At 72.5% G+C, this 24,977-nt stretch carries 26 protein-coding genes and 3 tRNA genes; 12 read left to right on the top strand and 17 right to left on the bottom strand.

The features are described 5' to 3' along the window. Window positions 1-537 precede the first annotated feature (537 nt). The 4 genes from FHX31_RS23975 to FHX31_RS23990 all read right to left on the bottom strand — a co-directional run bounded on the left by FHX31_RS23975 (window position 538) and on the right by FHX31_RS23990 (window position 2,564). Window positions 538-1,395, bottom strand: a complete 858-nt coding sequence (locus FHX31_RS23975) for a MerR family transcriptional regulator (RefSeq protein ID WP_091329808.1) — start codon at window positions 1,393-1,395, stop codon at window positions 538-540. 47 nt (window positions 1,396-1,442) lie between these two features. Continuing rightward, window positions 1,443-1,994 carry a kinase gene (locus FHX31_RS23980; protein ID WP_091329810.1) on the bottom strand — a complete coding sequence of 184 codons (552 nt, stop codon included), beginning with the start codon at window positions 1,992-1,994 and terminating at the stop codon, window positions 1,443-1,445. Window positions 1,995-2,035: 41 nt separating this feature from the next. Further along, a complete protein-coding gene (locus FHX31_RS23985; RefSeq protein WP_091329812.1) occupies window positions 2,036-2,290 on the bottom strand; it encodes a hypothetical protein in 255 nt (84 codons plus the stop codon). Window positions 2,291-2,488: 198 nt separating this feature from the next. After that, window positions 2,489-2,564 (bottom strand) — tRNA-Lys (locus tag FHX31_RS23990). 187 nt (window positions 2,565-2,751) lie between these two features. On the opposite strand from FHX31_RS23990, the gene FHX31_RS23995 reads away from it, so the two are divergent. Then, window positions 2,752-4,026 carry a L,D-transpeptidase gene (locus FHX31_RS23995; RefSeq protein WP_091329814.1) on the top strand — a complete coding sequence of 425 codons (1,275 nt, stop codon included), beginning with the start codon at window positions 2,752-2,754 and terminating at the stop codon, window positions 4,024-4,026. A gap of 162 nt (window positions 4,027-4,188) precedes the next feature. Next, complete coding sequence (locus FHX31_RS24000; RefSeq protein ID WP_091329815.1) at window positions 4,189-5,484, top strand: L,D-transpeptidase; 1,296 nt, start codon at window positions 4,189-4,191, stop codon at window positions 5,482-5,484. Between the two features lie 48 nt (window positions 5,485-5,532). On the opposite strand, the gene FHX31_RS24005 is transcribed toward FHX31_RS24000, so the two are convergent. After that, window positions 5,533-5,605 (bottom strand) — tRNA-His (locus FHX31_RS24005). A 90-nt stretch (window positions 5,606-5,695) separates the two neighbouring features. Further along, a complete protein-coding gene (orn, locus tag FHX31_RS24010) occupies window positions 5,696-6,286 on the bottom strand; it encodes an oligoribonuclease (RefSeq protein ID WP_013474266.1) in 591 nt (196 codons plus the stop codon). Between the two features lie 74 nt (window positions 6,287-6,360). Here orn and FHX31_RS24015 point away from each other — a divergent pair, with 74 nt between their 5' ends. Continuing rightward, the gene (locus tag FHX31_RS24015) at window positions 6,361-7,656 is read left to right on the top strand and encodes a glycosyltransferase 87 family protein (protein ID WP_071096495.1); all 1,296 of its coding nucleotides are present in this window, start codon (window positions 6,361-6,363) and stop codon (window positions 7,654-7,656) included. A gap of 102 nt (window positions 7,657-7,758) precedes the next feature. Here the strand turns inward: FHX31_RS24015 and FHX31_RS24020 are convergent, their stop codons facing one another. The 3 genes from FHX31_RS24020 to FHX31_RS24030 form a co-directional block, all read right to left on the bottom strand. Further along, on the bottom strand, window positions 7,759-8,607 hold the full coding sequence (locus tag FHX31_RS24020; RefSeq protein ID WP_091329817.1) for a hypothetical protein: 849 nt from the start codon (window positions 8,605-8,607) through the stop codon (window positions 7,759-7,761). Between the two features lie 140 nt (window positions 8,608-8,747). After that, window positions 8,748-9,479: a YcnI family protein gene (locus FHX31_RS24025; RefSeq protein WP_184977217.1), complete on the bottom strand. Its 732-nt coding sequence runs from the start codon at window positions 9,477-9,479 to the stop codon at window positions 8,748-8,750. A gap of 16 nt (window positions 9,480-9,495) precedes the next feature. Beyond that, window positions 9,496-11,163: a copper resistance CopC/CopD family protein gene (locus FHX31_RS24030; RefSeq protein WP_030270218.1), complete on the bottom strand. Its 1,668-nt coding sequence runs from the start codon at window positions 11,161-11,163 to the stop codon at window positions 9,496-9,498. A gap of 222 nt (window positions 11,164-11,385) precedes the next feature. Here FHX31_RS24030 and FHX31_RS24035 point away from each other — a divergent pair, with 222 nt between their 5' ends. From FHX31_RS24035 to FHX31_RS24050, 4 genes are read left to right on the top strand one after another with little or no spacing between them, the layout of a single operon-like run. Beyond that, window positions 11,386-11,973 carry a sigma-70 family RNA polymerase sigma factor gene (locus FHX31_RS24035; protein ID WP_013284395.1) on the top strand — a complete coding sequence of 196 codons (588 nt, stop codon included), beginning with the start codon at window positions 11,386-11,388 and terminating at the stop codon, window positions 11,971-11,973. Between the two features lie 30 nt (window positions 11,974-12,003). After that, window positions 12,004-12,528, top strand: a complete 525-nt coding sequence (locus tag FHX31_RS24040; protein ID WP_013474260.1) for a MauE/DoxX family redox-associated membrane protein — start codon at window positions 12,004-12,006, stop codon at window positions 12,526-12,528. Beyond that, on the top strand, window positions 12,521-13,237 hold the full coding sequence (locus FHX31_RS24045) for a thioredoxin domain-containing protein (protein ID WP_047892709.1): 717 nt from the start codon (window positions 12,521-12,523) through the stop codon (window positions 13,235-13,237). Before FHX31_RS24040 ends, FHX31_RS24045 begins: the two co-directional genes overlap by 8 nt. Then, window positions 13,234-14,322, top strand: coding sequence for a hypothetical protein (locus tag FHX31_RS24050; protein ID WP_184977218.1), 1,089 nt, complete (start codon window positions 13,234-13,236; stop codon window positions 14,320-14,322). The genes FHX31_RS24045 and FHX31_RS24050 overlap by 4 nt, the downstream gene beginning before the upstream one ends. A gap of 477 nt (window positions 14,323-14,799) precedes the next feature. On the opposite strand, the gene FHX31_RS24055 is transcribed toward FHX31_RS24050, so the two are convergent. The 4 genes from FHX31_RS24055 to FHX31_RS24070 are packed head-to-tail and all read right to left on the bottom strand — an operon-like array spanning window position 14,800 to window position 17,484. Beyond that, entirely contained in the window at window positions 14,800-15,561 is a 762-nt protein-coding gene (locus FHX31_RS24055; protein WP_184977219.1) for an energy-coupling factor ABC transporter ATP-binding protein, read from the bottom strand. Continuing rightward, the gene (cbiQ, locus tag FHX31_RS24060) at window positions 15,558-16,328 is read right to left on the bottom strand and encodes a cobalt ECF transporter T component CbiQ (RefSeq protein WP_071096506.1); all 771 of its coding nucleotides are present in this window, start codon (window positions 16,326-16,328) and stop codon (window positions 15,558-15,560) included. The genes FHX31_RS24055 and cbiQ overlap by 4 nt, the downstream gene beginning before the upstream one ends. Before the next feature lie 2 nt (window positions 16,329-16,330). Next, on the bottom strand, window positions 16,331-16,768 hold the full coding sequence (locus FHX31_RS24065) for a PDGLE domain-containing protein (RefSeq protein WP_030270227.1): 438 nt from the start codon (window positions 16,766-16,768) through the stop codon (window positions 16,331-16,333). Then, window positions 16,765-17,484, bottom strand: a complete 720-nt coding sequence (locus FHX31_RS24070; protein ID WP_041798831.1) for an energy-coupling factor ABC transporter permease — start codon at window positions 17,482-17,484, stop codon at window positions 16,765-16,767. Before FHX31_RS24070 ends, FHX31_RS24065 begins: the two co-directional genes overlap by 4 nt. A gap of 123 nt (window positions 17,485-17,607) precedes the next feature. On the opposite strand from FHX31_RS24070, the gene bcp reads away from it, so the two are divergent. From bcp to FHX31_RS24085, 3 genes are all read left to right on the top strand, one after another. Continuing rightward, a complete protein-coding gene (bcp, locus tag FHX31_RS24075; protein ID WP_013474255.1) occupies window positions 17,608-18,078 on the top strand; it encodes a thioredoxin-dependent thiol peroxidase in 471 nt (156 codons plus the stop codon). A gap of 77 nt (window positions 18,079-18,155) precedes the next feature. Next, window positions 18,156-18,241, top strand: a tRNA-Leu gene (locus FHX31_RS24080). A gap of 64 nt (window positions 18,242-18,305) precedes the next feature. Then, entirely contained in the window at window positions 18,306-18,833 is a 528-nt protein-coding gene (locus FHX31_RS24085; protein WP_013284386.1) for a GNAT family N-acetyltransferase, read from the top strand. Window positions 18,834-18,967: 134 nt separating this feature from the next. Here the strand turns inward: FHX31_RS24085 and FHX31_RS24090 are convergent, their stop codons facing one another. Then, window positions 18,968-19,939, bottom strand: a complete 972-nt coding sequence (locus tag FHX31_RS24090) for an expansin EXLX1 family cellulose-binding protein (RefSeq protein ID WP_184977220.1) — start codon at window positions 19,937-19,939, stop codon at window positions 18,968-18,970. Window positions 19,940-19,993: 54 nt separating this feature from the next. Further along, window positions 19,994-20,293, bottom strand: coding sequence for a hypothetical protein (locus FHX31_RS24095; RefSeq protein WP_013474253.1), 300 nt, complete (start codon window positions 20,291-20,293; stop codon window positions 19,994-19,996). A gap of 166 nt (window positions 20,294-20,459) precedes the next feature. Between FHX31_RS24095 and FHX31_RS24100 the strand changes: the two genes are divergently transcribed. Next, window positions 20,460-21,527, top strand: coding sequence for an LCP family protein (locus FHX31_RS24100; protein WP_013284383.1), 1,068 nt, complete (start codon window positions 20,460-20,462; stop codon window positions 21,525-21,527). Window positions 21,528-21,636: 109 nt separating this feature from the next. Then, window positions 21,637-23,091, top strand: coding sequence for a sugar transferase (locus FHX31_RS24105; protein ID WP_036310515.1), 1,455 nt, complete (start codon window positions 21,637-21,639; stop codon window positions 23,089-23,091). Here FHX31_RS24105 and rfbD read toward each other — a convergent pair. Both rfbD and rfbB read right to left on the bottom strand, forming a co-directional pair. Continuing rightward, window positions 23,088-23,954, bottom strand: a complete 867-nt coding sequence (gene rfbD, locus FHX31_RS24110; protein ID WP_145755030.1) for a dTDP-4-dehydrorhamnose reductase — start codon at window positions 23,952-23,954, stop codon at window positions 23,088-23,090. The genes FHX31_RS24105 and rfbD overlap by 4 nt on opposite strands. After that, on the bottom strand, window positions 23,951-24,952 hold the full coding sequence (gene rfbB / locus FHX31_RS24115) for a dTDP-glucose 4,6-dehydratase (RefSeq protein ID WP_047892390.1): 1,002 nt from the start codon (window positions 24,950-24,952) through the stop codon (window positions 23,951-23,953). The genes rfbD and rfbB overlap by 4 nt, the downstream gene beginning before the upstream one ends. Window positions 24,953-24,977: the final 25 nt, after the last annotated feature.

Here is a 24,977-nt window from a genome sequence, read left to right on the forward strand (position 1 = left end):
TGGGAGGTTCAGCGACTGCCACACCCACGTGCGGTGACCTCGGGCGGCCGGACCGATCTTTAGAACCGCAGATCAGTAGATGGTTGCCGCAGTCAACTGACGCCGCGCGACTCGCTCCACCATCGCGAACGATTTTCATGCATTGCCATCTTCGAATATGACACCATGTAGTTGTCATTGATTGAACAATCAGCCGATGCCGCACTCGTCCATCGGGGGACAGCGCCGGACCACTCAGACCGATTCACGCACCGAAATGGTCGGTGGGCGGCATCACGCCAACCACTCGGGCAGGTCATCGGTGCAGCACGCAGCGCCGAACAGGGACCGTGGAAAACCGATTCGTACCGTCAGAGATATTCGCCCCACGTGACAGATGCGGCGGCCGGGATCACCCTCGTCGGCGGGGTGACACGTGGTGATCATCTTGCCCATCTCAAGCGAGACAATCGGCACGACGCTCATCAGTCGAAATCACTGCGGTGCCGAGTTTCGTCAGGTCTTGGCCGACCTTCTGATATCCGGGCTGCGACGGGTTCAGCGCTCATGGTCCTGGGCGGGTGCCCCCGGTTGTCGTTCGACCGGCGCGCTGCTCAGCACACCGTCGGGGCGGACCTCCTGACGAAGACGCGCCAGGTCGACGAACCGGTCGCCGTCGGGCGGGACGGCGTCGAGCAGGCGCAGGATCACGGTGCAGTACTTGGCCATCGTGTTGCGGCCCGGCATGAAGATGGACAGCTCGTCGTGGGCCTCGGGCGTCTGCACGATCAGGTCGGCGGGCAGGGACGGCAGCGTCCCCGGTGCGCCCGCCACCGCGACCTTGACGATCCAGAACGGCCCGGCGCCGTCGAGTACCCGCCGGTCCTGCTCCGGCGTCTCCAGCGCCGGCGTCCGCCACGGCTCACCCAGGCAGGTGACGCCGGCCTGCCGCACCGTGGTGACCAGTTCGGCCGCCGCCGCCGCGATGATCTCCTCGGCCCGGTCCCACTCGTGGGCGTCACGACCGAGCGGTGTGCCGGGCACGAGCCGCGCCACCACAGTCATGGCCGGCACGTGCCTCAGCCGCGGTTCGGGCTGCACCTCGAAGACGGCGCGGGCGGCAGCGATGGCGTCGGCCTGAGCCCGGCGCTGCCGGCTGACCTCGTCGCTGTGCCGGTCGAGCAGGGCGACCGCCTGGTCGGGTTCGTCGAGGGCGCGCCGGACCAGCTTGACGCTCATTCCGGTGTCCCGCAGCAAGGTGATCAGCATGGCCCGTTCCACCTGGTCGAAGGCGTACGAGCGGTGGCCGGTCCGGTCGTCGACCTCGGCGGGTACGAGCAGCCCTTCGGCGTGGTAGAAGCGCAGCGCCTGCGGCGACAGGTGGCACATCTGGCTGAACTCGCTGATCGACAACATGACCCCAGACTGCCTCTTGCAGTAACAGCAAGGGCAAGTGACGCCGCCTAACGCCTGTCGTCGTCACGCCCGGTCTGGGGCAGCCCGGAGGCGGCCGCGATCGCCTCGACCGCCTCGGCCAGGCCGGTGGTCTCCGGGAGGACGAGTTCGCCGGGCCAGCCCAGGACGTCGCGCGGGGCGTACCAACCGCTCATCTGCTCGGCGGTGAACTCACCGGCCTGCGGGCGGGTCAGGTGCCGGCGCAGCGTCTCGGCCAGCGACACGTCGAGGTAGCAGAACAGCGACCGCCCCCGGTGGCCGTCCCGCAGCGAGGTCAGCACGTCGCGGTAGCGGCCGGTGTACAGGATGCCTTCCAGGACCACGTGGTAGCCGTGGTCGAGGGCGAACCGGGCGGTCTGCTCGATCAACGCGGGGGCCACGCCGCCGGCCTTGTCCCGTTCGCGCAGGACGATGCGGCGCAGATAGTCCTGTTCGACGAGGGCGCAGCCCCGGCCGTGCCGGCGTCGCAGTTCGCGGGCGATGCTGCTCTTGCCCGAGCCGGAGTTGCCCCGGATGCAGACGAGGATCGTGTCCGAGCTGCCGGTGGCCTCACCGGACACGATCCCCCCCCCTGGCGTCGGGTACCGCAGACGGATGCCGATCAGGCCCTGGTGATCACCAGGAACGCGTACCCGATCACCTTCGTGCCGTCCCAGTTGTACATGGGGCGGCACGCCTGCGGCTTCGTCCACGACGACTGGTACTTGGGCCGGGCTTCGTTGCAGGCCTTCAGGGTCGAGTAGGTCGGGCTCGAGTAGTCCGCGTACGCGGGCGCGCCCAGACCGAGCACCAGGGCGCCCGCGACCGAGGTGGCGGCGACGAGGCTGCGGATCCGCGGCCGTCGGAAGGCTTTCATGTCTTCTCCCATTCTCATCGTCGTCGCCCGACCGTCCATCATGGCCGCACGACCATGATCAGCTTAGGGTGGCGGCACAAGGCGCACCCCGTGCCGGGTTCCCGCCCCGCCTCACGGACGATCACCCGCCGCACCGGCAACCAGGTACGCGAAAAAGGCCCCGACCGGCGTGGAACGCCTGGTCAGGGCCTTGCTCGTTGGTGCGCCGCCAGGGACTCGAACCCCGAACCCGCGGATTAAGAGTCCGCTGCTCTGCCAGTTGAGCTAGCGGCGCTCGCTGACAACGGGAAGAAGATTAGCACGCCCGCCGAGGCGGGTTCCAATCCGATACCGGGGTCCACCCTTCGGACGAGCTTAACCGGCGAAAGCGGCCAAAACGGTCACCTGATCCGGCGCGGGGGCGGGCGCGGGAGCGTCGATACGGCACGATGTCCGCCAGGCACGCGAGGACAGGGGTGGGCATGGGCAGGTTCGCGCGGGCCGGGGCGACGGTGGGCGCCCTGGTCCTGACGGCGTCGCTGGCACTGACCGGGTGCGGCGGCGGCGACGAGGGGAAGAAGCCGGAGTTCGTGCCCGGCCAGCAGCAGGTCGGCGGCGTCTCGTCCTCCGCGCCCGACCCCAGCGTCGCACCCAGCGACAGCGCCGCCGCGCCGCCGCTGACGGTGAGCCCGGCCGACGGCGCGAGCGGCCGGCCGGTCAGCACCGAGATCAGCGCCCGCATCCCCGGCGGCGGCACCGTGTCGAAGGTGGCGCTCGCCACCGCCGACGGCGCCAGCGTCGCCGGGCGGATGCGGCGCGACGGCTCCAGCTGGGTGCCGTCGGCCGCACTGAAGTACGGCACCAAGTACACCGCCACGGTCACCGGCGCCGGCAAGGACGGCCAGACCTACCAGGGCACCAGCACGTTCACCACGATGGCCAAGCCCAAGTCGATGATCGGCTCCGGCCTCTACATGTTCAGCGGCAAGACGTACGGGGTGGCCATGCCCGTGGTCGCCGAGTTCTCCCCGGGCATCCCGAAGAAGGACCGGGCGGCGGTGCAGAAGCGGATGTTCGTGCAGACCGACCCGCCGCAGCCCGGCGCCTGGCACTGGGTCGACAACGGCACCCAGGCGTACTACCGGGCCCCGGAGTACTGGAAGACCGGCACCACGATCACGGTCCGGCTGGCGCTGGCCGGGATCCCGCTGAGCAACGGCCGCTACGGCAACATCGACCGCAGCGCCACCGCCGAGATCGGCCGCGCGTTCGAGATGACCGTGGACAACGCGACCAAGCAGATGACGGTCTCCGAGAACGGCACTGTCATCCGTACGCTGCCGGTCAGTCTGGGCAAGAAGAGCACCCCCTCCTCCAGCGGCACGATGGTGGTGATGGAGAAGAAGGAGTCCACCGTCTTCGACACCCGCAGCGAGCCCGACCCGGCCAACCGCTACGTCACCGAGATCGACTTCGCCCAGCGGATCACCTGGGGTGGCGAGTACATCCACGCCGCTCCGTGGTCCGAGGGCGTGCAGGGGCGCCGCAACGTCTCGCACGGCTGCGTCAACGTGTCGATGGCCAACGGCCGGTGGCTGTTCGGCAAGACGATGGTGGGCGACCCGATCACGGTGAAGGGCACCGAACGCCGCCTGGCCCCTGGTAACGGCTGGACGGCGTGGAGCATGAGCTGGTCGCAGTTCGTCGCCGGCAGCGCGCTGCCGGTTCCGCAGGGCGGGCAGCCGGCGCCGTTCTGACCGGCGTAACGTGGTCGGACATGCCACCTCCGACAAAGCGCCGGACGACGGCGGAATCGTTACACCCGCGCAGGGTGTTCCGTTTCACGTCCGGCAACGCGTACCCGCTCCGGCGCGTCTGACCAGAGACGACGGGGCACGGCATCACTTTGTGAGGGACTCATGCGAGCTGGCCAGGACGAACCGATCCGGGGCGCGAGCGCCCGACGCGTCGGCCGCCGCCGTGCGCTGGCGGCCGGGCTGCTCGCCGCCGCGATGGCCCTGACCGCCTGCACCAGCGGCGGCGGCGACAAGCCGTCGAGCTGGCAGGGCGGCGGCGACGAGGGCGAGAAGGCCCCGAAGGCGGCGGCCACCATCAGCGAGCCCGCCGCCGACGCCAAGGACGTGCCCGCGTCCACCGCCATCACCTTCACCACGAAGGAGGCGCAGGAGACCACAGTCGAGCTGAAGGACGCCGCCGGCAAGGTCGTCGACGGCACGCTCGCGGCGGACGGCGCGAGCTGGCTGCCGTCCTCGGCCCTGGAGTACGGGCAGACGTACACGGCGACCGTCACCGCGACCGGCGACGACGGCAAGCCCGCCACCGCGACCAGCACGTTCACCACGATGGCGAAGCCGGCCAAGCAGATCCGGGTCACCAGCTTCCTGGGCGACGACCAGGTCGTGGGCGTGGCCATGCCGCTGATCGTGAAGTTCGGCCGGGCCATCCCGGAGGACTACCGCGACGACATCCAGCGCCGGATGACTGTCACCTCGAAGCCCGCCCAGGAGGGCATCTGGCACTGGGTGAGCCCGACCGAGGTGCGCTACCGGCCCAAGACGTTCTGGAAGGCCAACAGCACGGTCAGCTACAAGGTGCAGGCGGGCGGGCTGCCGCTGGGCGGCGGCTGGTACGGCCGCGCCGACCTCAGCGTCGACGTCAAGATCGGCCCGTCGTTCGTGATGACAGTCGACAACCGCACCAAGCGGATGACTGTCACCCGCGACGGCAAGGTGGTCAAGACCATCCCGGTGAGCCTGGGCAAGAAGAGCACCCCCTCCTCCAGCGGCACCATGGTGGTGATCGAGAAGCTCCGGCACACGGTCTTCGACACCCTGGAGGAGCTGGGCCCGGAGGAGGGCTACCGCACCGAGATCGACTACGCCCAGCGGCTCACCTGGGGCGGCGAGTTCATCCACGCCGCGCCCTGGTCCGAGGGCGTGCAGGGCCGCACGAACGTGTCGCACGGCTGCGTCAACGTCTCGATGAAGGAAGGCAACTGGCTGTTCGCCAACACCCGCATCGGTGACCCGATCACCGTCAAGGGCACCGAGCGCAAGCTCCAGAACGGCAACGGCTGGACCGACTGGAACATGAGCTGGGACGAGTACGTCAAGGGCAGCGCCCTGCCGTACGAGCCGCCGTCGGACGACACCACGCCGGACGCCGGTACGCCGAGCGTCGAGCCCACCCCCTGACCCACGCATACGACGAAGCCCCCTCCCGGAGGAGGGGGCTTCGTGTTGGGTGACTGATGGGAATTGAACCCACGACAACCGGGACCACAACCCGGTGCTCTGCCAACTGAGCTACAGCCACCATGCTCGCCGCTCCGGTCGCCCGGGGCGGTGCGCGGACTAATCATAGCCACACTCCGGCCGACCCCGTCCACCGGGTTCGGCCGGGGCGTCAGAGCTGGGCGGCGATCGCCTTCGCGGCCTCGACGTCCGGCCCCGGCAGCGGCACGAACACGGTCCGCCGGTAGTACTCCAGCTCGCGGATGCTCTCCCGGATGTCGGCGAGCGCCCGGTGGGCCAGGCCCTTCTGCGGCTGCCCGAAGTACACCCGCGGGTACCAGCGCCGGCACAGCTCCTTGATCGAGGACACGTCGATCATCCGGTAGTGCAGGTGCGCGTCGAGCCGGGTCATGTCGCGGGCCAGGAAACCCCTGTCGGTGGCGATCGAGTTGCCGCACAGCGGGGCCGTACGCGGGTCCTTCACGTAGCTGGTCACGTAGTCGAGCACCATGTCCTCGGCCTCGGCCAGCGTCACCGTGGAGCGGCGTACCTCCTCGGTGAGGCCGGACTTGGCGTGCATGGTCCGCACGATCTCCGGCATGCCGTCGAGCGCCTCGTCGTCGGCGTGGATCACCACGTCCACGCCGTCACCGAGCACGTTGAGGTCGGGATCGGTGACGAGCGCGGCGACCTCGATCAGGGCGTCCCGCCGCAGGTCGAGCCCGGTCATCTCACAGTCGATCCAGACGAGAAGATCAGCCACCGGAACAGACTACGCGCCGCCGACGCGCCCGCGCCTCGGCCCGGCGGCCGAGGTGGACCGCTAGGGTTTCCTGCGTGCCAGCCGAACCCGTCGCCCCACCCGCCGTCCCCCGTGACGACGCGGGCGGGCGTACGGCCCGCCGGGTGGTCGTGGTGCTGGCGCTGATCGCGATCATGCCGGCGCCCTACCTGCGCAACCTGCGGCACGACTACTACGACCAGAAGATCTACATGTCGGCGATGGACTGGTGGGCGGCCGGGCACCCGCTCTACGACTACGTCCAGCCGGACCGGGTGCAGGGCGCGCTCTACTTCACCTATCCGCCGTTCGCGGCGCTGCTCCTGGCGCCGTTCGGGTATCTGCGGCTCGGGGTGGCGATCGCCGCCTTCGCGGTGCTGACAGTGGCCGCGGTGGTGGTGACCACGCGCTGGCTGGTACTGCCGGTGCTGCGGCGGCACGACCTGCCGCGGGGGTTCGGCCTCACCGTCGCCGTGCTGCTGGTGCTGGCGGTGGAGAGCACCCGGGAGACGATCACGCTCGGGCAGATCAACATGCTGCTCGTGGTGCTGATCCTCGGCGACCTGCTGTTCGCCGTACCGCAGGGCCGGCGCTGGGCCGGCGTGGGCGTGGGACTGGCGGCGGCGCTCAAGCTCTTTCCCGGCATCTTCGTGCTCTACCTGCTCGCCGCCCGGAAGTGGCGGGCGGCGGCCGTGGCGGCGGTGACAGCGGCGGTGGCCACACTGCTGGCGGCGGCGGTCGCGCCGGGCGACTCGTGGCGCTTCTGGACCCACGAGCTGTGGGTGACCGACCGGGTGGGCCGCCCCGACTACACCGGCAACCAGTCGCTGTTCGGGCTGCTCAGCCGCCTGACCGCGCCGGCCGAGCCGGACCGGCTGCTGTGGCTGCTGCTCGCGCTGGCGGTGGCCGCGTTCGGCCTGTGGCGGGCGGCGCGCGCGGCCCGGGCCGGGGACGCGCTGGTGGGTCTCACCCTGACCGGGCTGGTGGGCGGGCTGGTCAGCCCGATCACCTGGATCCACCACCTGTACTGGTTCATCCCCGCGGTGGTGGTGCTCGTCGACGCGGCACTGGACGCCGATCCGGCGACGCCCGCCGGGGCCCGCCGTCGCGGCGGCCTCTTCGCGCTGGCCGCCGTCGTCGGCCTGCCGATCGTGTACGGGTTGGTGACGTTCCAGGACTGGGGCACCGCCATCGTGCACACGGACGACCCGGTCGACTTCGTGGTCCGCAACATGTACGTCCTGCTGAGCCTGCTGGTGCTCGCGGCGCTGCCGATCCGTCGGCACGCGGACGAGAAACCGATGACCCGGACTGAACGGACACACCTCGCAACAAATGGCGATCAGCGCTAATCTGGTATCAACTACCTCAGTTTTCTCCCAGGTAGCACCGATCCCCCGGTGAAGAACGGCCCTCCGCGTCGGCAGCGCGGAGGGCCGTTCGGGTTCTCGTCGTCAGTCCCGGCCGTCGGGGCACCGGCTGGGCGGCGCGATCGCCGCGCGGGTCCGCCCACCGGGCCCGGAGCCCACTGCCACCAGGTGCCGCTCGGGTCGCGACGCCGGGCCCGGCTGGCGGCCCAGCCCGCTCAGCGCGGTGACGCCGAGACGCCCGGCCAGCACCGGCACCTGGTCCGGCTCGACCACGAAGACCACCTCACGCGGCCGCAGCGGACGCAGCAGCACCACCACGGCGAGGATTACCAGCAGCGTCCCGCCGGCCAGCAGCGCCCACGCCAGCCCGGGGAACCACCCGGCCCGCAACTCGGCACGCATCCGCAGGTCGAGCCCGTCCGCGCCGTCCACGCGCATGACGACCAGGCTCAGCGACCGGCCGGACAGCTCCGCCGGGCTCCACTCCAGGGAGCCGACGCCCTCGCGTACCCAGAAGGGCTGAGTCATCGGCACGGCGGCGCCGGTGCCGGCGGTGGCCGGGTCCAGGTCGACCGGCAGCGGGCCCCGGGTGACCGCCACGCGGCGCACGGTGCTGTGCGGGACGTCGGCCAGCCACCCTCGCACCTGCTCGGTCGGGGCGAGGCCGAGGAAGACCGGGTCGTCGTCGTCCCGCGCGGTCAGGTGCAGCCGGGCCTGCCCGGTGCGCGCCAGCGGCAGGTCGGCGCGCAACAACGCGTCCACGTCGGTCACCAGCACCGCGCAGGCGTGCGTGCGGACCGGCTCGAACCGGGCGTCGAAGCCGCCGTCCGGGCCGGCGTGCCGGGCGGCGAGCCAGAGACCTCCGCCCGCCAGCAGCGCCGGAATCCCCAACGCCAGCAGCACCATGCCGGCGATCGTGCGTACGAAACGCATTCGCGTCGTCCCTCTCGGTAGCCAACTACCCGGCCGACCTTACCGACGCGCGTCGGCCGATCGCCGGATATCGGCGGCACCCGTCCGGGACGGCGACTGGCCCGGCGGATCGTTCCGCCGGGCCGGTGCGTCGCTCACGTTCAGGACTTCGCGGCGGGCTCCCGCCGGGTACGCGCGAACGCCAGGCCGCCGAGGGCCAGGCCGCCCAGTCCGGCGACCAGGCCGGCCACGCCGAGGGCGACGGCCGCGCCGGAGCCGGCGTCGTCGTCATCGTCGTCGTCGGCCGCGGCGGCGGCCGGCGCGCTCGCGCCCGCCGAGGCGGGCGCCGCCGCGGCCAGCGTGAGCACCGGCGCCGGGTTCTCCGGCTCCTCCGCGCCCGGCGTCGGCTCCTCGATCCACCGGGAGACGTTGCCGTCGGAGTACGTCTGGAGCACCTTGAACACCATCGTGTCGGCCTGCGGCAGCGGGCCCATCGACACCGGGAACTCCTGGAACTCGCCCGGCTTCACGCCGCCGTTCGGCGCGGCCGTGAAGGTCAGCTTGGAGACCGCCTCGGTGAGCTGGCTGCCGTGCACCTCGATCGGCGGGTCGACCTTGCGCTTCTCCACCGCCACCGTCCAGCCCGCCACCGGCATGGTGGAGACCGAGCCGACCGGGGCGTTCTCCGGCAGGTTCACCTCGACCTTGACTGTCGACGCCGTGTCGCTCTCGTTCGGCACCCGGAACGCGAACCGGCCGTAGCCGCCCTGCTTGGCCTCGGCCGGGTTGATCGTGACGTGCGCCGAGGCCGGACCGGCCAGGCCGAGCACAGCCGTGGCGACGGCGGTGAGGGTCAGCGCGGCGATCGTCGCGGGGCGCCGGAGACGGATCATCAGATGGGACCTTCCGTTACTTGATCGGCACGGTGGCGGTCACCGTGGCCTGGTCGATGTCGGTCGTGCGGACGGTGATGCGCAACTGCCAGTCGCCCCGGGCCGGCAGGTTGACCTCGCCGGTGGCGTGGTTGTCGCTCAGCGGCAGCAGCGGGACGGTGATCGGCTCGATCCCGGCCGACGGCAGCGCGGCGGTGACCTTCCACTCCTGCACCGGCTGGGGGCGGCTGTCCTTGGTGTAGGCGTACAGGTGCATCGAGTTGTTGCCGGTCTCGGCCGGGTCCAGCTGGACCTCCAGCGAGTAGATCGGGCTGCTCAGCGTGGTGGAGAAGTAGCCCTGCTCGGTTCCCGCGACGTTCGCGGCGGCGGTCCGCGCCGGGGTGGTCTGCACGAGCGTCGCCGACACGCCCAGCACCACCGCCGTGATCACCAGCTCGGCCACCACGGCCCGCCGCATCGCGCCCGGCCGCCCGGCGGCGACCCGCCGCCGCACCAGCGCCCGGGAGTACGCGGCCACGCCGATCACCAGCGCGAACAGCACGATCTTGGCGAGCAGGAGCCGGCCGTACGTGGTGTCGAACAGCGCCTGCAGGCTGGCCACCTCGATCAGACCCTGCACGGTGCCGGCCAGCAGCAGCGCGGCCACCGCGAGCGCGGCCCAGCGGGACCAGATCGGCAGGATCGCGTCCAGCTCGCGCTCGTCGGCCCGGCGCAGCAGGAACACCGCGAGCATCACCAGGCCGCCCAGCCAGACGGCCATGCCGCCCAGGTGGACCGCGTCCACGACCACCGACACCGCGGGCGCGGGCGAGGCCGCCGCGTGCCCGGCCAGCGGCCAGGTGAACAGCGCCGCCCCGCCGAGGACCGCCAGGATGATCCCGTCGGTACGGCCGATCGGACCGGCGAACAGCGGCCGGAGCAGGAACGCCGCCGCGGCGAGCAGACCCAGCCGGACCAGGTGCGTGGTGCCGTAGGCGCTGCCCAGCACGTCACCCAGGCCGGAACCGGTCACGTCGAACAGGCCGCCGCCGTTGACGTACGGCACCTGGAGCCACACCTCGGCCACCGTGGCCACCGCCAGCAGGCCCAGCCCGGTCCAGGCCAGCCGTGCCGGTCCCCGGCGGGACAGCCGGCGCGGCCAGAGCGCGGCGAGCACCAGCGCCGGGCCGACGAGCAGCAGCAAGCCGGTGTAGCCGGCGTACTTCGCCACCTTCACCGCGTTCTCGGTGACCGGGTTCGCCCGGTTGTCCGAGCCGCTGTCGGTGGGCGGCTCCGACGGCGCGCCGACGGAGTAGGTGAAGGCGCCGGAGACCGGGTGGCTGTCGGCCGAGATGACCCGGTAGCTGACCAGGTAGGTGCCGCGCCCGCCGGACGGGTCCACCGGGATGGTGACCTCGGCGCCCTGGAACGTCGGCTCGCCCCGGTCGGCCCGCGAGCCGTCGGGGGCGATCACCCGCACCTTCCCGGGCACCTTGCGGACGCCCTCACTGAACGTGATCACCACCTGCGCGGGCGCCTCGGGCACCACGGCGGAGGCGGCCGGGCTGCTGCTCACCAGCACCGCGTGGGCGGCGGCCGGGGTGGCCGGTGTGAGCAGCAGGGCGACCAGCAGGAGCAGCAGCCCGGCGACGGCCCCGGAGCGGGCGGCGACGACCCGGGACGGGCGGCGTACGGCAGCAGTCATGACCGCAATGGTTCCCGAACCGGGGCGGGTCCGGCGAGCCGGTCTCCGGCAGGCGTGACCGAGCGCCCACCCGGTGCGGCGGCGCGCGCCACGCCGGGCCTGCTCGGAGGTCATGGGAGGGTAGTCGGACGGCCGGCGGAAAAAGTTCCCGGCGTGTGCGGGACCACGGAATGGGTCGAAGGACCCTGTCCCCTCCAGGTACGCCGCGTAACCTCGGGTGACGTGATCCCCGGCCCGCGCGACACCGCCGCCGACCGCCCCGAGTCGGCGCCCGACGCTGCCCGGGACGCGGCCACCGGCTGGGCGCTGGCCGCCCGCGACGGGAACCGCGACGCGCAGGCAGCCTTCGTCCGGGCCACCCAGGCCGAGGTGTGGCGCTTCGCCGCCGCGCTCGTCGACCCGGACAGCGCGGACGACCTGACCCAGGAGACGTACCTGCGGGCGTTCCGGGCGCTGTCCGGCTTCGAGGGGCGCTCCAGCGTGCGTACCTGGCTGCTCGGCATCGCCCGGCGGGCCTGCGCCGACCACCTGCGCACAGTCGTGCGCCGCCGCCGGCTCGACGCGCGGCTCGCCGCCCAGGCCGCCACCGACCGCCCCTACCCGGACCCGGCCGGCCAGCTCGGCGCCACCGACCTGGTCCGCCGGCTACCAGCCGAGCGGCGCTCCGCGTTCGTGCTCACCCAGCTGCTCGGCCTGTCGTACGCCGAGGCCGCCGACGTGGAGGGGGTGCCGGTGGGCACCATCCGCTCCCGGGTCGCCCGCGCCCGCGACGAACTGGTCGACGCCGTCGGCGACACACTGGCCGGATAGCGGGAACCTTTCGTGGCGCTCGGACGACGAATGACTGTGACCCCCTCCCCCTCCCGGGCCGGCCGCTGGCCGACCCTGCGGCCCTGGCTCGGCGTCGCGGCCCGCCTCGGACTGGCAGCCGTGTGGCTGATCGCCGGCGGCACCAAGGTCGGTGACCTGGCCGCCTCGGGCCGGGCCGTGAACGCGTACCAGGTGATGCCGTACGACGTGGCCACTGTGATCGGCGCGGCGCTGCCGTTCGTCGAGCTGGCCCTGGGCGTCCTGCTGCTCGCCGGGCTCGCCACCCGGATCAGCGCCGGCGTGTCAGCGGCACTGCTCGTGGTCTTCATCGCCGGCATCGCCTCGGCCTGGGCCCGTGGCCTGGCCATCGACTGCGGGTGTTTCGGCAGCGGCGGGCAGCTCGCCGCCGGCCAGACGCCCAGCTACCTCCCGGAGATCCTCCGGGACCTCGGGTTCCTGGTACTCGCCGGGTTCCTGCTGATCTGGCCCCGCACCCCGTTCTCCGTGGACGGGTGGCTGGCGGGCGACGACACCGTGGAGGACACCGATGAGTAGTCGCAAGGGGCGCAAGGACGCGGCCCGGGTCGTACGCGAGCAGATCGCCCGGGAGAAGCGGCGCAAGCGGACGCTCTGGACCTCGATCGCCGCGGTGCTGGTGCTCGTCATCGCCGGCGGCATCGGCTGGGCGGTGTACTCCAGCCAGAAGTCCGACGAGTTCACCGCCCCGCCCGGGGCCAACGACACCGGCACCGGCATCGTGCTCGGCACCGGGCCGGTCACCATCGACCTGTACGAGGACTACCTCTGCCCGGCCTGCAAGCAGTTCCAGCAGATCAACGGCGAGACGCTCAACCAGCTCGTCAGCGAGGGCAAGGCCAAGCTGGTGTTCCACCCGGTGGCGTTCCTCAACCGCTTCTCCACCACGGAATACTCGACCCGCTCCTCGGCCGCCTCCGGCTGCGCCGCGCAGGGCGGCAAGTTCCGCGAGTTCACCGACCAGCTCTTCGCCAAGCAGCCGCCGGAGGGCGGCGCCGGGCTCAGCAACGACGAACTCGTCGACATCGGCGCGGGCGTCGGGCTGAACCGGGACGAGTTCGCCTCCTGCGTCTCCGACGGCACGTACCGGTCGTGGACCGAGCACGTCACCGACGAGGCGAGCAAGTCCGGCGTGACCAGCACCCCGACCATCAAGGTCAACGGCAGTGAGCTCCAGGACCGCAGCCCCGAGGGGATCAAGTCGGCGGTGGAGGCGGCCGGCAAGTGATCGCACCCCTGCGCCGGGCCGCGCTGGTGCTCGCCGTCGCGGCCACCGCACTGCTCACGCTCGCCGCGCCGGCCGCCGCGCACGGCGCGGAAGCGCCCGACGGCACCGACTACCGCGCCACGATCAGCGGCGTCGACCCCGACCGGCCCGGACTCACCGCGCGCATGGTGGAGGCCGGCGCGCGGCTGGAGCTGACGAACGACACCGGCGCCGAGGTCACAGTGCTCGGCTACTCCGGTGAGCCGTACCTGCGCATCGGCCCGGGCGGCGTGTACGAGAACACCCGCTCCCCCGCCTCGTACCTGAACCGGACGCTGGCCGGGGAGACCCGGCTGCCGGCCGAGGCGAACCCGGCCGCCTCGCCCGACTGGCGGCGGATCGACGACGGCCCCACCGCCCGCTGGCACGACCAGCGCACGCTGTGGCGGGAGGAGGCTCCGCCGGCCGCCGTCGCCGCCGACCCGGACCGGGAGCACCGGGTACGCGACTGGGCGGTGCCGCTGCGCGCCGGTGACACCACCGGAGCCGTACGCGGCACGCTGGACTGGGTGCCGCCGCCCGACCCGTACCCCTGGTGGGTTGCCGCCACGCTGGGCTTCCTGCTGATCGGCGCGGCCGGGCTGGCGCCTGGTGGCACCGCCGCCGGAGTGCGGGCGCTGCGCGCGGTCGGCGCCCTGCTCGCCCTGGGCGGCGCCGCCACGGTGGCGCTCACCGTCGCCCGCGCGCTGGACACCGGCACCCCCGGCGTCGGCGGAACGCTCGCCGAACTGGTCACCGGCCAGGTGTGGACGCTGCTCACCGGGCTCGGCGCGCTCGCCGCGGGCGGGTACGCGCTGGCCCGCCGCCCGGCCGCCGACTTCGTGCTGGCGCTCGCCGGCGCCTGCCTCACGCTGTTCGCCGGGGCGACGAACCTGGCCGCGCTGTCCCGCGCGATCCCCCCGGCCGCCGGCCCGGCCGTGCTGGTCCGGGTGCTCGTGGTGGTCGGCCTGGCGACAGGCGCCGGCGCGGTGGCGGCGGGCCTGCTGCGCCTGCGCACCGCAGCAAGAGCAGCCCGCCCCACCCCCCACCCAACCCCCGTGCCCTGACCCCCGCCCCGCCCCGCCCCGCCCTCGGCGAGATCTTGGTACCAAACGGCCCTCATAAGGGCCCTTTCCTACCAAGATCTCCATGGCTCCCACCACGCGGAACGCCAATCTCGCGTAACGGGAGGCGCTCGCCACAGCAGCCAGCCGAACGAGGAACCTCCGCCCACCCACCCCCAAACACCGCGATCTCGCACCTTCCGCCCCGGCATCCACGGCGTTCACGACATTTCCGGGGCCGCAACGGCAAGATCACCGAGCGCTGCGAGCGCCGGGCACGCCCGAGTGGAACACCACGGGTGTCAAAACGCCCCCGACACACCCATCACGTTCCACTCCCGCCGCACTCACCCCTGGGCGGCGTGATCTTGCAGTTGCCGCCCCGCGCGTGCGGCTTTTGCCCCGGAATGCGCGGACGGAAAGTGCAAGATCGACGCGGAAGGCGGAGGGCGGAGGAGGGCGGGAGGGACGAGGGCCGGGTCAGGTCGGGCGGGGGGCGAAGCCGTAGGGGAGCTCCAAGCGGTGGGCGGTCAGCAGTGCCTCGTCGGACAGGAGGTCCGCGGTGGGAGCGTCGGCGACGATGCGGCCACCGTCCAGGATCACCGAGCGGGGGCACAGCTCGGCCGCGTACGGCAGGTCGTGGGTGACCATGAGCAGCGTCACCGGCAGGGCGCGCAGGATCTCCGCCAGTTCCCGCCGGGCGGCCGGGTCGAGGTTCGACGACGGCTCGTCCAGCACCAGGATCTCCGGGCGCATGGCCAGCACCGTCGCCACCGCCACCCGGCGCCGCTGCCCGAACGACAGGTGGTGCGGCGCGCGGTCCCGATGCTCGCTCATGCCGACCGCGGTGAGCGCCTCGTCGACCCGGGCGGCCAGCTCCGCCCCGCGCAGGCCCAGGTTGGCCGGGCCGAACGCCACGTCCTCGGCGACTGTGGGCAGGAACAGCTGGTCGTCCGGGTCCTGGAAGACGATGCCGACGCGGCGGCGTACCTCGGCCAGCGTGTCCCGGTCACGGGTGACGGTGAGGCCGCCGACGGTCACCGTGCCCTCGGTCGGGGTGAGGATGCCGTTGAGGTGCAGCACGAGCGTGGTCTTGCCGGCGCCGTTGGGCCCGAGCAGCGCCACCCGCTCGCCGCGCGGCACGGTCAGGTCCACGCCGTGCAGGGCGACGTGACCGTCCGGGTACGCGTACCGGACGCCGTTGACGTCGAGGGAGGGCGGCTGCTGCACGTACCCGATCATTGCAGGACGAGCGCGACGGCGGCGATGGTGGCCGCGATCGCCGGCACCGTCGCGGCGGCCACCCACTGGCCGGCGGTGGCCGCGCCGGCCCCCTGCCACACCGCCGGCATCCGGCCGGTGTAGCCGCGCGAGAGCATCGCCAGGTAGACCCGCTCGCCGCGCTCGAACGCGCGTAGGAACAGCGCGCCGACGCCGGCCGCGAAGCCGCGCAACTGCCACAGGAACCGCGGGTCGTCGCCGCGCGACACCCGCGCCACCCGCATCCGGCGGGCCTCGCCGACGAGCACCTCCAGGTAGCGCAGCATGAACGTGGCGATCTGGGTGAGGATCTGCGGGCACCGCAGCCGGTCCAGGCCGAGCAGCAGGTCACGTGTCGTCGTGGTCGCCGCCAGCAGGAGCGACGCGAGTACGCCGAGCGTGCCCTTCGCCAGGATGTTGAACGCGCCGTGCAGCCCGTCCACGGACAGGGCGAGCCCTGCCACCTCGACCCGTTCCCCCGCCCCGAGGAACGGCAGGGCGAACGCGAACAGCACGAACGGCAGCTCGATCAGCGCCCGGCTGAGCAGCCAGCGCGGGCCGACCCGGGCCAGCGCGGCCACCACGGCGACCAGGAGCGCGTAGCCGCCGAAGGCCCAGTACGCCTCCCGGGGCGTCGCCACCACCGCGACTGTGAACAGCACCATCGCGGCGATCTTCACCTCCGGCGGGAGGCGGTGCACCGGCGAGCCGGACTCGCGGTAGAGGACGTGCGCGTGCCCGGCGCCCATGGTCAGCGGGTGCCGGTGGACGGGGTCGCGGCGTCGTCCGCCGGGTCGGCGCTCGCAGTGGTCGTGTCAGGCGCGGCGGGGCCGGCGGGCGCGGCGGGCGTGGCGGGGCCGCGGCGGCGGGCCAGCCAGAACAGGCCGCCGCCGAGCGCGAAGGTGAGCAGCACACCGAGGACGCCGGACAGGCCGGTGGACAGGAAGTCGTTGCCGATCCCGCGTACGCCGTAGTCGGCGAGCGGGCTGTCCGCCAGCTCGTGGTCCTTGGCCTGCTGGGCCGGGCAGCTGCCGCCGGTGATCTCGTCGTCGGCGTTCACAGTGCAGCCCTTGAGCAGCGACGAGTCGAGGCCGTCCGGGTGCGAGGAGGCGTAGTTGCTGACCACGCCCGCCAGCAGCAGAGCCACCAGCAGGCCGCCGAGCACGAACGGCCAGTGACGCTTGCTCATCGGGCACCTCCGGCGACCGGGACGGCGGGAGCCGGCGTGACCGGCTTGAGGGCGCGCAGCGCGTACACCAGGTCGGGCCGGACCTTCGCGACGGTGACCACCGTGGTCGCGGTGATCAGGCCCTCGCCGATGCCGATGAGCAGGTGGGCGAAGGCCATGGTGCCGGCCAGGCCGGTGAGGTTGCCGCCGAGGTCGGTGGTGCCGCCCAGCCAGTACTGGAGGACGAAGCCCTGGGACGCGACCACCACGCTGACCAGCGCGGAGACGAACGCGGTGACCGCCAGGCCGGCCGGGGTACGCGGCAGTACGCGCAGCAGGAGCGCGATCAGCAGGTACGCGGCGGCGGTGCCGAGCAGCGCCATGTTGGTGATGTTGAGGCCGAGCATCGCCACACCGCCGTCACCGAAGACCAGCGCCTGCACGATGAGCACCACGGCGACGCAGAGCGCGCCGACCCACGGGCCGACGAGCAGCGCGGCCAGCGCGCCGCCGAGCAGGTGACCGCTGACCCCGGCGGTGAAGATCGGGAAGTTGAGCATCTGCACGGCGAAGATGAACGCCGCCACCAGCCCGGCCATCGGGGCCAGCCGGTCGTCGAGGTCGGCGCGGCCCCGCATCACGCAGAACGCGAGCGCGGCGAGGGCGAGAGCCGCGAAGATCGCGGCGACCGGACCGTTGATGATCCCGTTGGAGATGTGCATCGCCAGGGTGTCCACGGGCTCAGCGTATTTCCAGGAAGGCACTGTTGCCAATATCTGGCAACAACCTCATGATGGCCGTCACCACGCCCGCGCGTCGCCGTCCGCCGACCGTACCGGCCCGGCGGTATCGTCACCGCCATGACCGACCGCCTCAAGCCCGGCGACCCCGCCCCCGAGTTCACCCTCCCCACCGACGACGGCGGCACGCTGTCCCTGGCCGGCCTGCGCGGCCGCAAGGTCATCCTGTACGCGTACCCGGCCGCCATGACGCCCGGCTGCACGAAGCAGGCGTGTGACTTCCGGGACTCGCTCGCCTCCCTCCAGGCCGCCGGCTATGAGGTGGTGGGCATCTCGCCGGACAAGCCCGCGAAACTCGCCAAGTTCCGCGACCGGGATGCCATCACGTTCCCGCTGGTCTCCGACGAGGACAAGGCGGTGCTGACCGCGTACGGCGCGTTCGGCGAGAAGCAGATGTACGGCCGCACGGTCACCGGCGTGATCCGCTCGACGTTCGTGGTGGACGAGGACGGCAAGATCGAGCAGGCGTTCTACAACGTGCGGGCCACCGGCCACGTCGCCAAGCTGCGCCGCGACCTCGGCCTCGACTGAGGTCGTCGCGCGGCACGCCCCGGTCGCGGCCCGGAGTACACACGGCTCCGGCGCGACACTCTAAACTCAGCGGGTCGGCGGGAGTGGCGGAACGGCAGACGCGCAGGCCTTAGGAGCCTGTGTCCGAGAGGACGTGGGGGTTCGAAACCCCCCTCCCGCACCATCAGCGGTGTCACCCGCATCACGAACGCGGGTCCGGGCCGCGTCGCCACGCGCAGGATGGCGTCGTGGACCTGCGTTTCGTACTCGACCCCGACCTGACCCCCGAGCTGCGCGAACAGATCATCGCGCTCTGGGTGGACGTGACGAACGCCGGCGGCGCCGTCGGCTTCGTCGCCCCGGTGACCGCGGACGAGGTACGCCCGCTCGCCACCTCCACGCTCGACGAGGTGGCGGACGGGCCGGACCGGCTGCTCGCCGGCTACGAGGGCGAGAAGCTGGTCGCGGTGCTGGTCATCGCCGACAACCGGTTCCACCTCAAGACGCACTGGCGGGTGCTCAAGCGCGTCATGGTGCACCCGGACACGCAGGGACGCGGCCACGGCGCGGCGCTGATGCGCGAGGCCGAACGGATCGCCCGAGGGCTCGGCCTGGCGGCGCTGCACGTGACGGTCCGCGACGGCCTGGGCCTGGACGGCTTCTACAAGCGCCTCGGCTACCGCGAGATCGGCCGCCTCCCTGCCGCGCTGCGCCTGTCCCCCACCGACGCCCGTGACGAGATCCTCATGTGGCTCGACCTCCCCACCGCCCCCTGACCCGCCCCCGCCCCGCCCTGCCCTGCCCCGTCGATCTTGCACTTTCCGCCCCCGCAAAAGCCGCATCCAGGGCAGGTCGAGGGCCGCGAGTGCAAGATCGGCGAGTTGAGGGCTCGGCAGGAGCCCTGGGCGGGTCAGGAGCAGGGCGCCTGGGTGGGAGGGGCGGCGGCTGCCTGCACCAGGGGTTCCGTTGCGGCTGAGGTGGGGGCGTCGGGGGTGGGCGACGTCGTGAGGGAGGTCGGAGGGCTGGGGGTGGGGGTCCTGGGTGTGGGGGTCGGCTTCTTCGGGGTGGGTCTGGGGGTGGCGGGATCGGCGCCGTACATGCGCGTCTTGCTGCGCTGCACCTGGCCGGGGAGCATCCGGATACCAGTTGCTGTCGCGCGGTGGCCGTACACGTCGGTGACCCGGATCTCGTACGGGCCGGGACCGGCCCCGGACGCGATCAGCCAGTAGTTGTAGTCCTGCCGCTGCGCCGCCCGCCACGAACCGTTCTGCCGCACCTCGACCGAGCGCAACGGGTTGCCGTGGTCACCGACCAGGACGGCGAACCACCACTGCGACGAGCCCTCCTTCATGCGGAAGGTGAGCGGGCCGGACAGCCTCGGGTTCACCACCGCGCGGTAGCTGACCTTCACCACCCCCTGTACCGGGTCGGCGATCCGGGCGAACGCCTCGGCGGAGAGGTCGAGGTGACCGGGCGCGCACTCCGGGCACTGGTCCATCACCAGCACCCGGACGGTGCCGCGTGGACCGGTGACGTCGAGGAAGCCGCCGCAGGAGGCGCCGGAGGCGTACTCGCTCGGGCCGAGCGCGACGTACATCCGGTCGGCGGGCGCGGCGGGCCGGGAGCAGTTGCCGCCGGCGCCCTCGGAGTCGTAGAAGGTGGCCTTGCCGCTGTGCGTCGCGCCGCCGACGGGCGGGGCGGCGCAGGCGGGGGCGGCGCCTCCGCGTACCGCGAGGGTCACCGCGACCGCGGCGGCGACTGTGACCAGACCGGCGGCGGCCAGGCGGCGACGGCGCGTGGCGGCGCGGCGACGACCGTCCGGGGCGGCGGGTCCGGGCGGGTCGCCGGCTGTCGGCGGGTGGGGTGCGGTGCCGTCGGTCACGCCGGTCGATGCTGCCGGACCGACGTGCCGCCGGACAAGCGAGCTAAGCGAAAGCTAAACCGGGCGCAGCGTACGGGCGGTGGAGACGACACCGGCCAGCCCGCCGGCGAGGTCGGGGTCCTGCCGCAGCGAGTCCTCCAGACGGACCCGCCAGACGCCGGTCTCGACCGGCAGCCGGGCGTCGCCGGCCCAGCGGACCCGGTCACGGGTCTCGTCCAGGGCCACCGCCGCGGCGGGGCCCATCAGGGCGCCGAGTTCGCCGCGCAGCCAGCCGAACAGGTGCTCGTCGTGGATCGCCCCGCCGATGACCCGGGCGGCGTCCCACGCCACCCGCGGTTGGTGGATAACCTGCATCTCGACTCCTCGGTCGATGTGGCATTCCTCACCATCATCGATCCGGCGGCCACCCGGCGGCAAGGCCCGGAACCGGCCACCTCGCTCCGGTGGCCGCGCGCCGCCGGGGGCGTCACCGTCCGGGCGCGGGTCCACACGGTACGACGTGACTCAGTAGCATCGCGGCATGTCAGATCGCCACCAGCTCACCGATTCCGACCCGCGCGCGCAGGGCTCCGATGTGGAGCCGGGCGGGCCCGCGGAGGAGGAGCGGCCCCGGCGCCGCCGGGGCCGGCGGATCGCCCTGATCGTGCTGCTCGTGGTGGTGCTGCTGAGCGGCGGCACCGCCCTGGCCGGCGGCCTCTACTACCGCTCGGTCGACAAGTCGATCGAGCGGGTCGACGCCTTCGAGGGCGTGCCCGAGGAGTCGCGCCCGCAGGTCGAGGCCAAGGGCGCCATGAACATCATGATCCTGGGCAGTGACTCCCGCGACCCGGAGAGCACCGGCGGCTCGCGCAGCGACACGATCATCCTGGCCCACCTGCCGAAGGACCGGTCGAGCGCCCAGCTCATCTCGATCCCCCGCGACACCTGGACGGCCGTCCCGAAGTCGAAGGAGGGCCGCGGCGGTCGCGACGCGAAGATCAATGCCGCGTACGCCTGGGGCGGTGTGCCGCTGATGGTGCAGACGGTGGAGAAGTTCAGCGGCGTACGGGTGGACAACGTGGCGATGGTCGACTTCGCCGGCTTCAAGGAGATCATCGACGCGCTCGGCGGTGTCGAGATCGACGTGGAGAAGGGCTTCACCACGAAGTACTCGCTGATCGGCACGCGGACCTTCGAGAAGGGCCGGCAGACGATGGACGGGGCCGCCGCGCTGGACTACGCGCGGGAGCGGCACGCCTTCCCGGACGGCGACTTCGCGCGGATCCGGCACCAGCAGCAGGTGATCAAGGCGATTCTGGACAAGGCCGCCTCGGGCGGTGTGATGACCAACCCGGCCAAGCTCAACTCGTTCGTCCGTGCCACGTCCGACTCGGTTGCCGTCGACAAGTCACTGTCGCTGGTGGATCTGGCGATGGAGATGCGGGGCCTGCGCGGCGGCAACCTCACGTTCTTCACCTGCCCGGTCAAGGGCACCGGCCGGGTCGGCAGCGAGAGCGTCGTGTTCCCCGATCCGGCGCGCTCGAAGACGCTGTTCGACGCGGTGCGCCGCGACTCGGTCCCCGAGATCCTCGCCATCAGCGGAAAGTAGGACGTCGATCTGCCATGCCGGTGCTGGCGGCGGGGCGGGGTCGCTCGTATCCTGCGATCGCCGTCGGTCTCTGTATCCGGGCCGGCGGCGTCACGGGGGAGGATCGACCATGCCACGCCTGCCGGCGTTCGAGCATCCGTCTGCGCCGCCGTCCGGTGTGGCCATGAACAGGCCGATGGACAGCGGCATGGACACGACCACGGTGCTGCCGTACGCGGGGTCGCGGGCATCGACGCGTACCCGATGGTTGCGGGCCTGGATGGTGACCGCGCCCATCGACGTCGCGGCGCTGCTCACGCCGCTGCTGCTGACCCAGAACTACTGGCGTGGCACGTTGTTCAACGCCGCGCTCACCGTGGGCCTGTTCGCCGCGGGCGGGCTCTACCGGCCGCGCCGGCACATCAGCATCCTGGACGAACTGCCGAGCCTCGGCGGCCGGTTACTGGCCTCCGGCGCGGTGGGAGCGATCATCGCGGCGCTGCGGCACGACTCGGTGCCGTACGTCAGCGGGTTCATGCGCGGCGTCGCGCTCTCCGCCGGCCTGGTGATCGTCGGGCGGGCGCTGAACAGCCGGCTCATCCTGCTGGCCCGCAAGCGCCGGTGGGTGGAGCACAACGCCATAGTCATCGGCGGCGGGCCGATCGGCGGCGAGCTGGCCCGGCTGCTGCGGCGCTACCCGCAGTACGGGCTGCGGTTCGTCGGCGCTGTCGACGCCCCGTCGCGGCCGCGGATCGGCGCGTTGCCGCTCATCGGCACGATCGACGACCTGGAGAAGCTCGCCGAGATGCTGGAGTGCGAGGTCCTGGTCATCGCGGACCCGGACTGCTCCGAGGCCGACCTGATGGAGTCGCTGCTGCGTCCGGCCAGTTCGCGCTGTGACCTGTGGGCGGTGCCGCGCCTGTGGGGGTCGCGGTCGCAGGGCGGCTACCCGGACCACATCGGCGCCATCCCGATCGTCAAGATCGGCGACACCACGCTCACCGGTCCCCGGTGGCGGCTCAAGCGCGCCTCCGACGTGGTGTTCGCGGTGACCGCCCTGCTGGTCCTGAGCCCGCTGCTGCTGCTCTGCGTCGTCGCCACGTTCCTCGACGGCGGCCGGGGCGTGTTCTTCCGTCAGGAGCGCATCGGCCGGTACGGCAAGCCGTTCCACGTGATCAAGTTCCGGTCGATGCGCCCGGCCGACGAGCTCGAGTCGCAGACCACCTGGTCGATCGCGCACGACGAGCGGGTCGGCCCGATCGGGCGGTTCATGCGGCGGACCTCGCTGGACGAGCTGCCGCAGCTGTGGAACATCCTGCGCGGCGAGATGAGCGTGGTGGGGCCCCGGCCGGAGCGGCCGTACTTCGTGGAGAAGTTCTCCATGGAATACCCGAGGTACGCGATGCGGCACCGCGTACCGGTCGGACTCACCGGGCTCGCTCAGGTCAGTGGGCTGCGCGGGGACACGCCGATCTCGGACCGGGCGCGGTTCGACAACTACTACGTCGAGAACTGGTCGCTCTGGCTCGACATCAAGATCGTGCTGCGTACCGTCACCGAGGTCTTCCGGGGCGGCGGCCGCTAGCCGCGGTCGCCGGTCAGCGCCTGCGCCAGGTCCGCCCGCCAGTGGCCCGGCGGCGGCAGCTTCGCCGCCGCCCAGCGGCCGTGCGCCAGCACGCCGTACCGGGGGCGCGGTGCAGGGCGCGGGAAGCGGTCGCTCGTGGTCGGCCGGACCCGGTCCGGGTCGAGACCACGCAGGGCGAAGACGGCGCGGGCCAGGCCGTACCAGGTGGTCTCGCCGGCGGCGGTGCCGTGGTACGTCCCGGGTGCCGCGTCGCCGGCGAGCGCCGCGTCGGCGAGCGCCACGAGACGCTCCGCGAACCGGTACGACCAGGTGGGCTGGCCGCGCTGGTCGTCCACCACGTCGAGCCGGTCGCGTTCGGCTGCCAGCCGCAGCATGGTGGTGACGAAGTTGTGCCCGTGGGTGGCGTAGAGCCAGGCGGTACGCACCACGTACCCGGTCTCCGGCAGCAGCCGGGCCACCGCCCGCTCCCCGGCGAGCTTGCTGCGCCCGTACGCGTTCACCGGGCCGGTCGGGGCGTCCTCCGGGTACGGCTCGGTGGCGTCGCCTGCGAACACGTAGTCGGTGGAGACGTGCACGAGGCGCGCGCCGGACCCGGCACAGGCGTGGGCCAGCGCGGCGACCGCGTCGCCGTTCACGGCTGTGGCGTCCCGCTCGCGGGTCTCGGCTCCGTCCACGTCGGTCCACGCGGCGGCGTTGAGCACCACGTCGTGGCCGCCCACCGCGTCCCGGACCGCGTGCGCGTCGGTGACGTCGAGGTCGGCGCGGCCGGCGGCGGTGACGGACAGGTCCGGCCGGGTCCGCAGCACGGCGAGCAGGTCCCGCCCGAGCATCCCGCCCGCGCCGGTGACCAGGATCCGGGTCATTCGGGGCCGGCCGTCTTCAACGGCTCCCACCAGGCCCGGTTGTCCCGGTACCAGCGGACCGTCTCGGCCAGGCCCCGGTCGAGGTCGATGCTCGGGGCGTACCCCAGCTCGCTACTGATCTTGCCGATGTCCAGCGAGTAGCGGCGGTCGTGGCCCTTGCGGTCGGTGACCGGCACGACCCGGTCCCAGCCCGCGCCGCACGCCGCCAGGAGCCGCTCGGTGAGCTGCCGGTTGGTCAGCTCGGTGCCGCCGCCGATGTGGTAGACCTCGCCGGCCCGACCCTTCTCCTGCACCATCGCCACGCCCCGGCAGTGGTCGTGCACGTGCAGCCAGTCCCGGACGTTGCCGCCGTCGCCGTAGAGCGGGACGGTGCCGCCGTCGAGCAGGTTGGTCACGAACAGCGGGACGACCTTCTCCGGGAACTGGTACGGCCCGTAGTTGTTGGAGCAGCGGGTCACCACGACGTCCAGGCCGTGGGTGCGGTGGTAGGACAACGCCAGCAGGTCAGACCCGGCCTTCGACGCCGAGTACGGCGAGTTCGGCGCCAGCGGCCAGTCCTCCGTCCACGAGCCGGAGTCGATCGAGCCGTACACCTCGTCGGTCGAGACGTGCACGAACCGGCTGATGCCGTGCCGCAGCGCGGCGTCCAGCAGCGTCTGGGTGCCGAGCACGTTCGTGGTGACGAACGGGGCCGCGCCGGTTATCGAACGGTCCACGTGCGACTCGGCGGCGAAGTGGACGATCACGTCGTGGCCCGGCACCACCTCGTCGACCAGCGCCGGATCGCAGATGTCGCCGCGGACGAAGCGCAGCCGGGGGTCGTCGCGTACCGGTGCCAGGTTCGCCAGGTTGCCGGAGTAGGTGAGCTTGTCCAGCACGGTCAGCGCGGCCGGGTCCTCGACCGGTACCCCGGCCGCGTCGCCGCCGGGCACGCCCAGCAGCATCCGCACGTACTCCGACCCGATGAAGCCGGCGCCGCCGGTGACGAGGATCCTCACGGATGGTGGAGTCTACGCTGTACCG

This window comes from Micromonospora sp. CNZ286, assembly GCF_014207755.1.

Coding starts and splice junctions, on each gene's coding strand:
- FHX31_RS23975 (WP_091329808.1), bottom strand. CDS start 1,395: ATGTTGTCGATCAGCGAGTTCAGCCAGATGTGCCACCTGTCGCCGCAG.
- FHX31_RS23985 (WP_091329812.1), bottom strand. CDS start 2,290: ATGAAAGCCTTCCGACGGCCGCGGATCCGCAGCCTCGTCGCCGCCACC.
- FHX31_RS23995 (WP_091329814.1), top strand. CDS start 2,752: ATGGGCAGGTTCGCGCGGGCCGGGGCGACGGTGGGCGCCCTGGTCCTG.
- FHX31_RS24000 (WP_091329815.1), top strand. CDS start 4,189: ATGCGAGCTGGCCAGGACGAACCGATCCGGGGCGCGAGCGCCCGACGC.
- FHX31_RS24020 (WP_091329817.1), bottom strand. CDS start 8,607: ATGCGTTTCGTACGCACGATCGCCGGCATGGTGCTGCTGGCGTTGGGG.
- FHX31_RS24025 (WP_184977217.1), bottom strand. CDS start 9,479: ATGATCCGTCTCCGGCGCCCCGCGACGATCGCCGCGCTGACCCTCACC.
- FHX31_RS24030 (WP_030270218.1), bottom strand. CDS start 11,163: ATGACTGCTGCCGTACGCCGCCCGTCCCGGGTCGTCGCCGCCCGCTCC.
- FHX31_RS24040 (WP_013474260.1), top strand. CDS start 12,004: ATGACTGTGACCCCCTCCCCCTCCCGGGCCGGCCGCTGGCCGACCCTG.
- FHX31_RS24045 (WP_047892709.1), top strand. CDS start 12,521: ATGAGTAGTCGCAAGGGGCGCAAGGACGCGGCCCGGGTCGTACGCGAG.
- FHX31_RS24055 (WP_184977219.1), bottom strand. CDS start 15,561: ATGATCGGGTACGTGCAGCAGCCGCCCTCCCTCGACGTCAACGGCGTC.
- cbiQ (WP_071096506.1), bottom strand. CDS start 16,328: ATGGGCGCCGGGCACGCGCACGTCCTCTACCGCGAGTCCGGCTCGCCG.
- FHX31_RS24065 (WP_030270227.1), bottom strand. CDS start 16,768: ATGAGCAAGCGTCACTGGCCGTTCGTGCTCGGCGGCCTGCTGGTGGCT.
- bcp (WP_013474255.1), top strand. CDS start 17,608: ATGACCGACCGCCTCAAGCCCGGCGACCCCGCCCCCGAGTTCACCCTC.
- FHX31_RS24095 (WP_013474253.1), bottom strand. CDS start 20,293: ATGCAGGTTATCCACCAACCGCGGGTGGCGTGGGACGCCGCCCGGGTC.
- FHX31_RS24100 (WP_013284383.1), top strand. CDS start 20,460: ATGTCAGATCGCCACCAGCTCACCGATTCCGACCCGCGCGCGCAGGGC.
- FHX31_RS24105 (WP_036310515.1), top strand. CDS start 21,637: ATGCCACGCCTGCCGGCGTTCGAGCATCCGTCTGCGCCGCCGTCCGGT.
- rfbD (WP_145755030.1), bottom strand. CDS start 23,954: ATGACCCGGATCCTGGTCACCGGCGCGGGCGGGATGCTCGGGCGGGAC.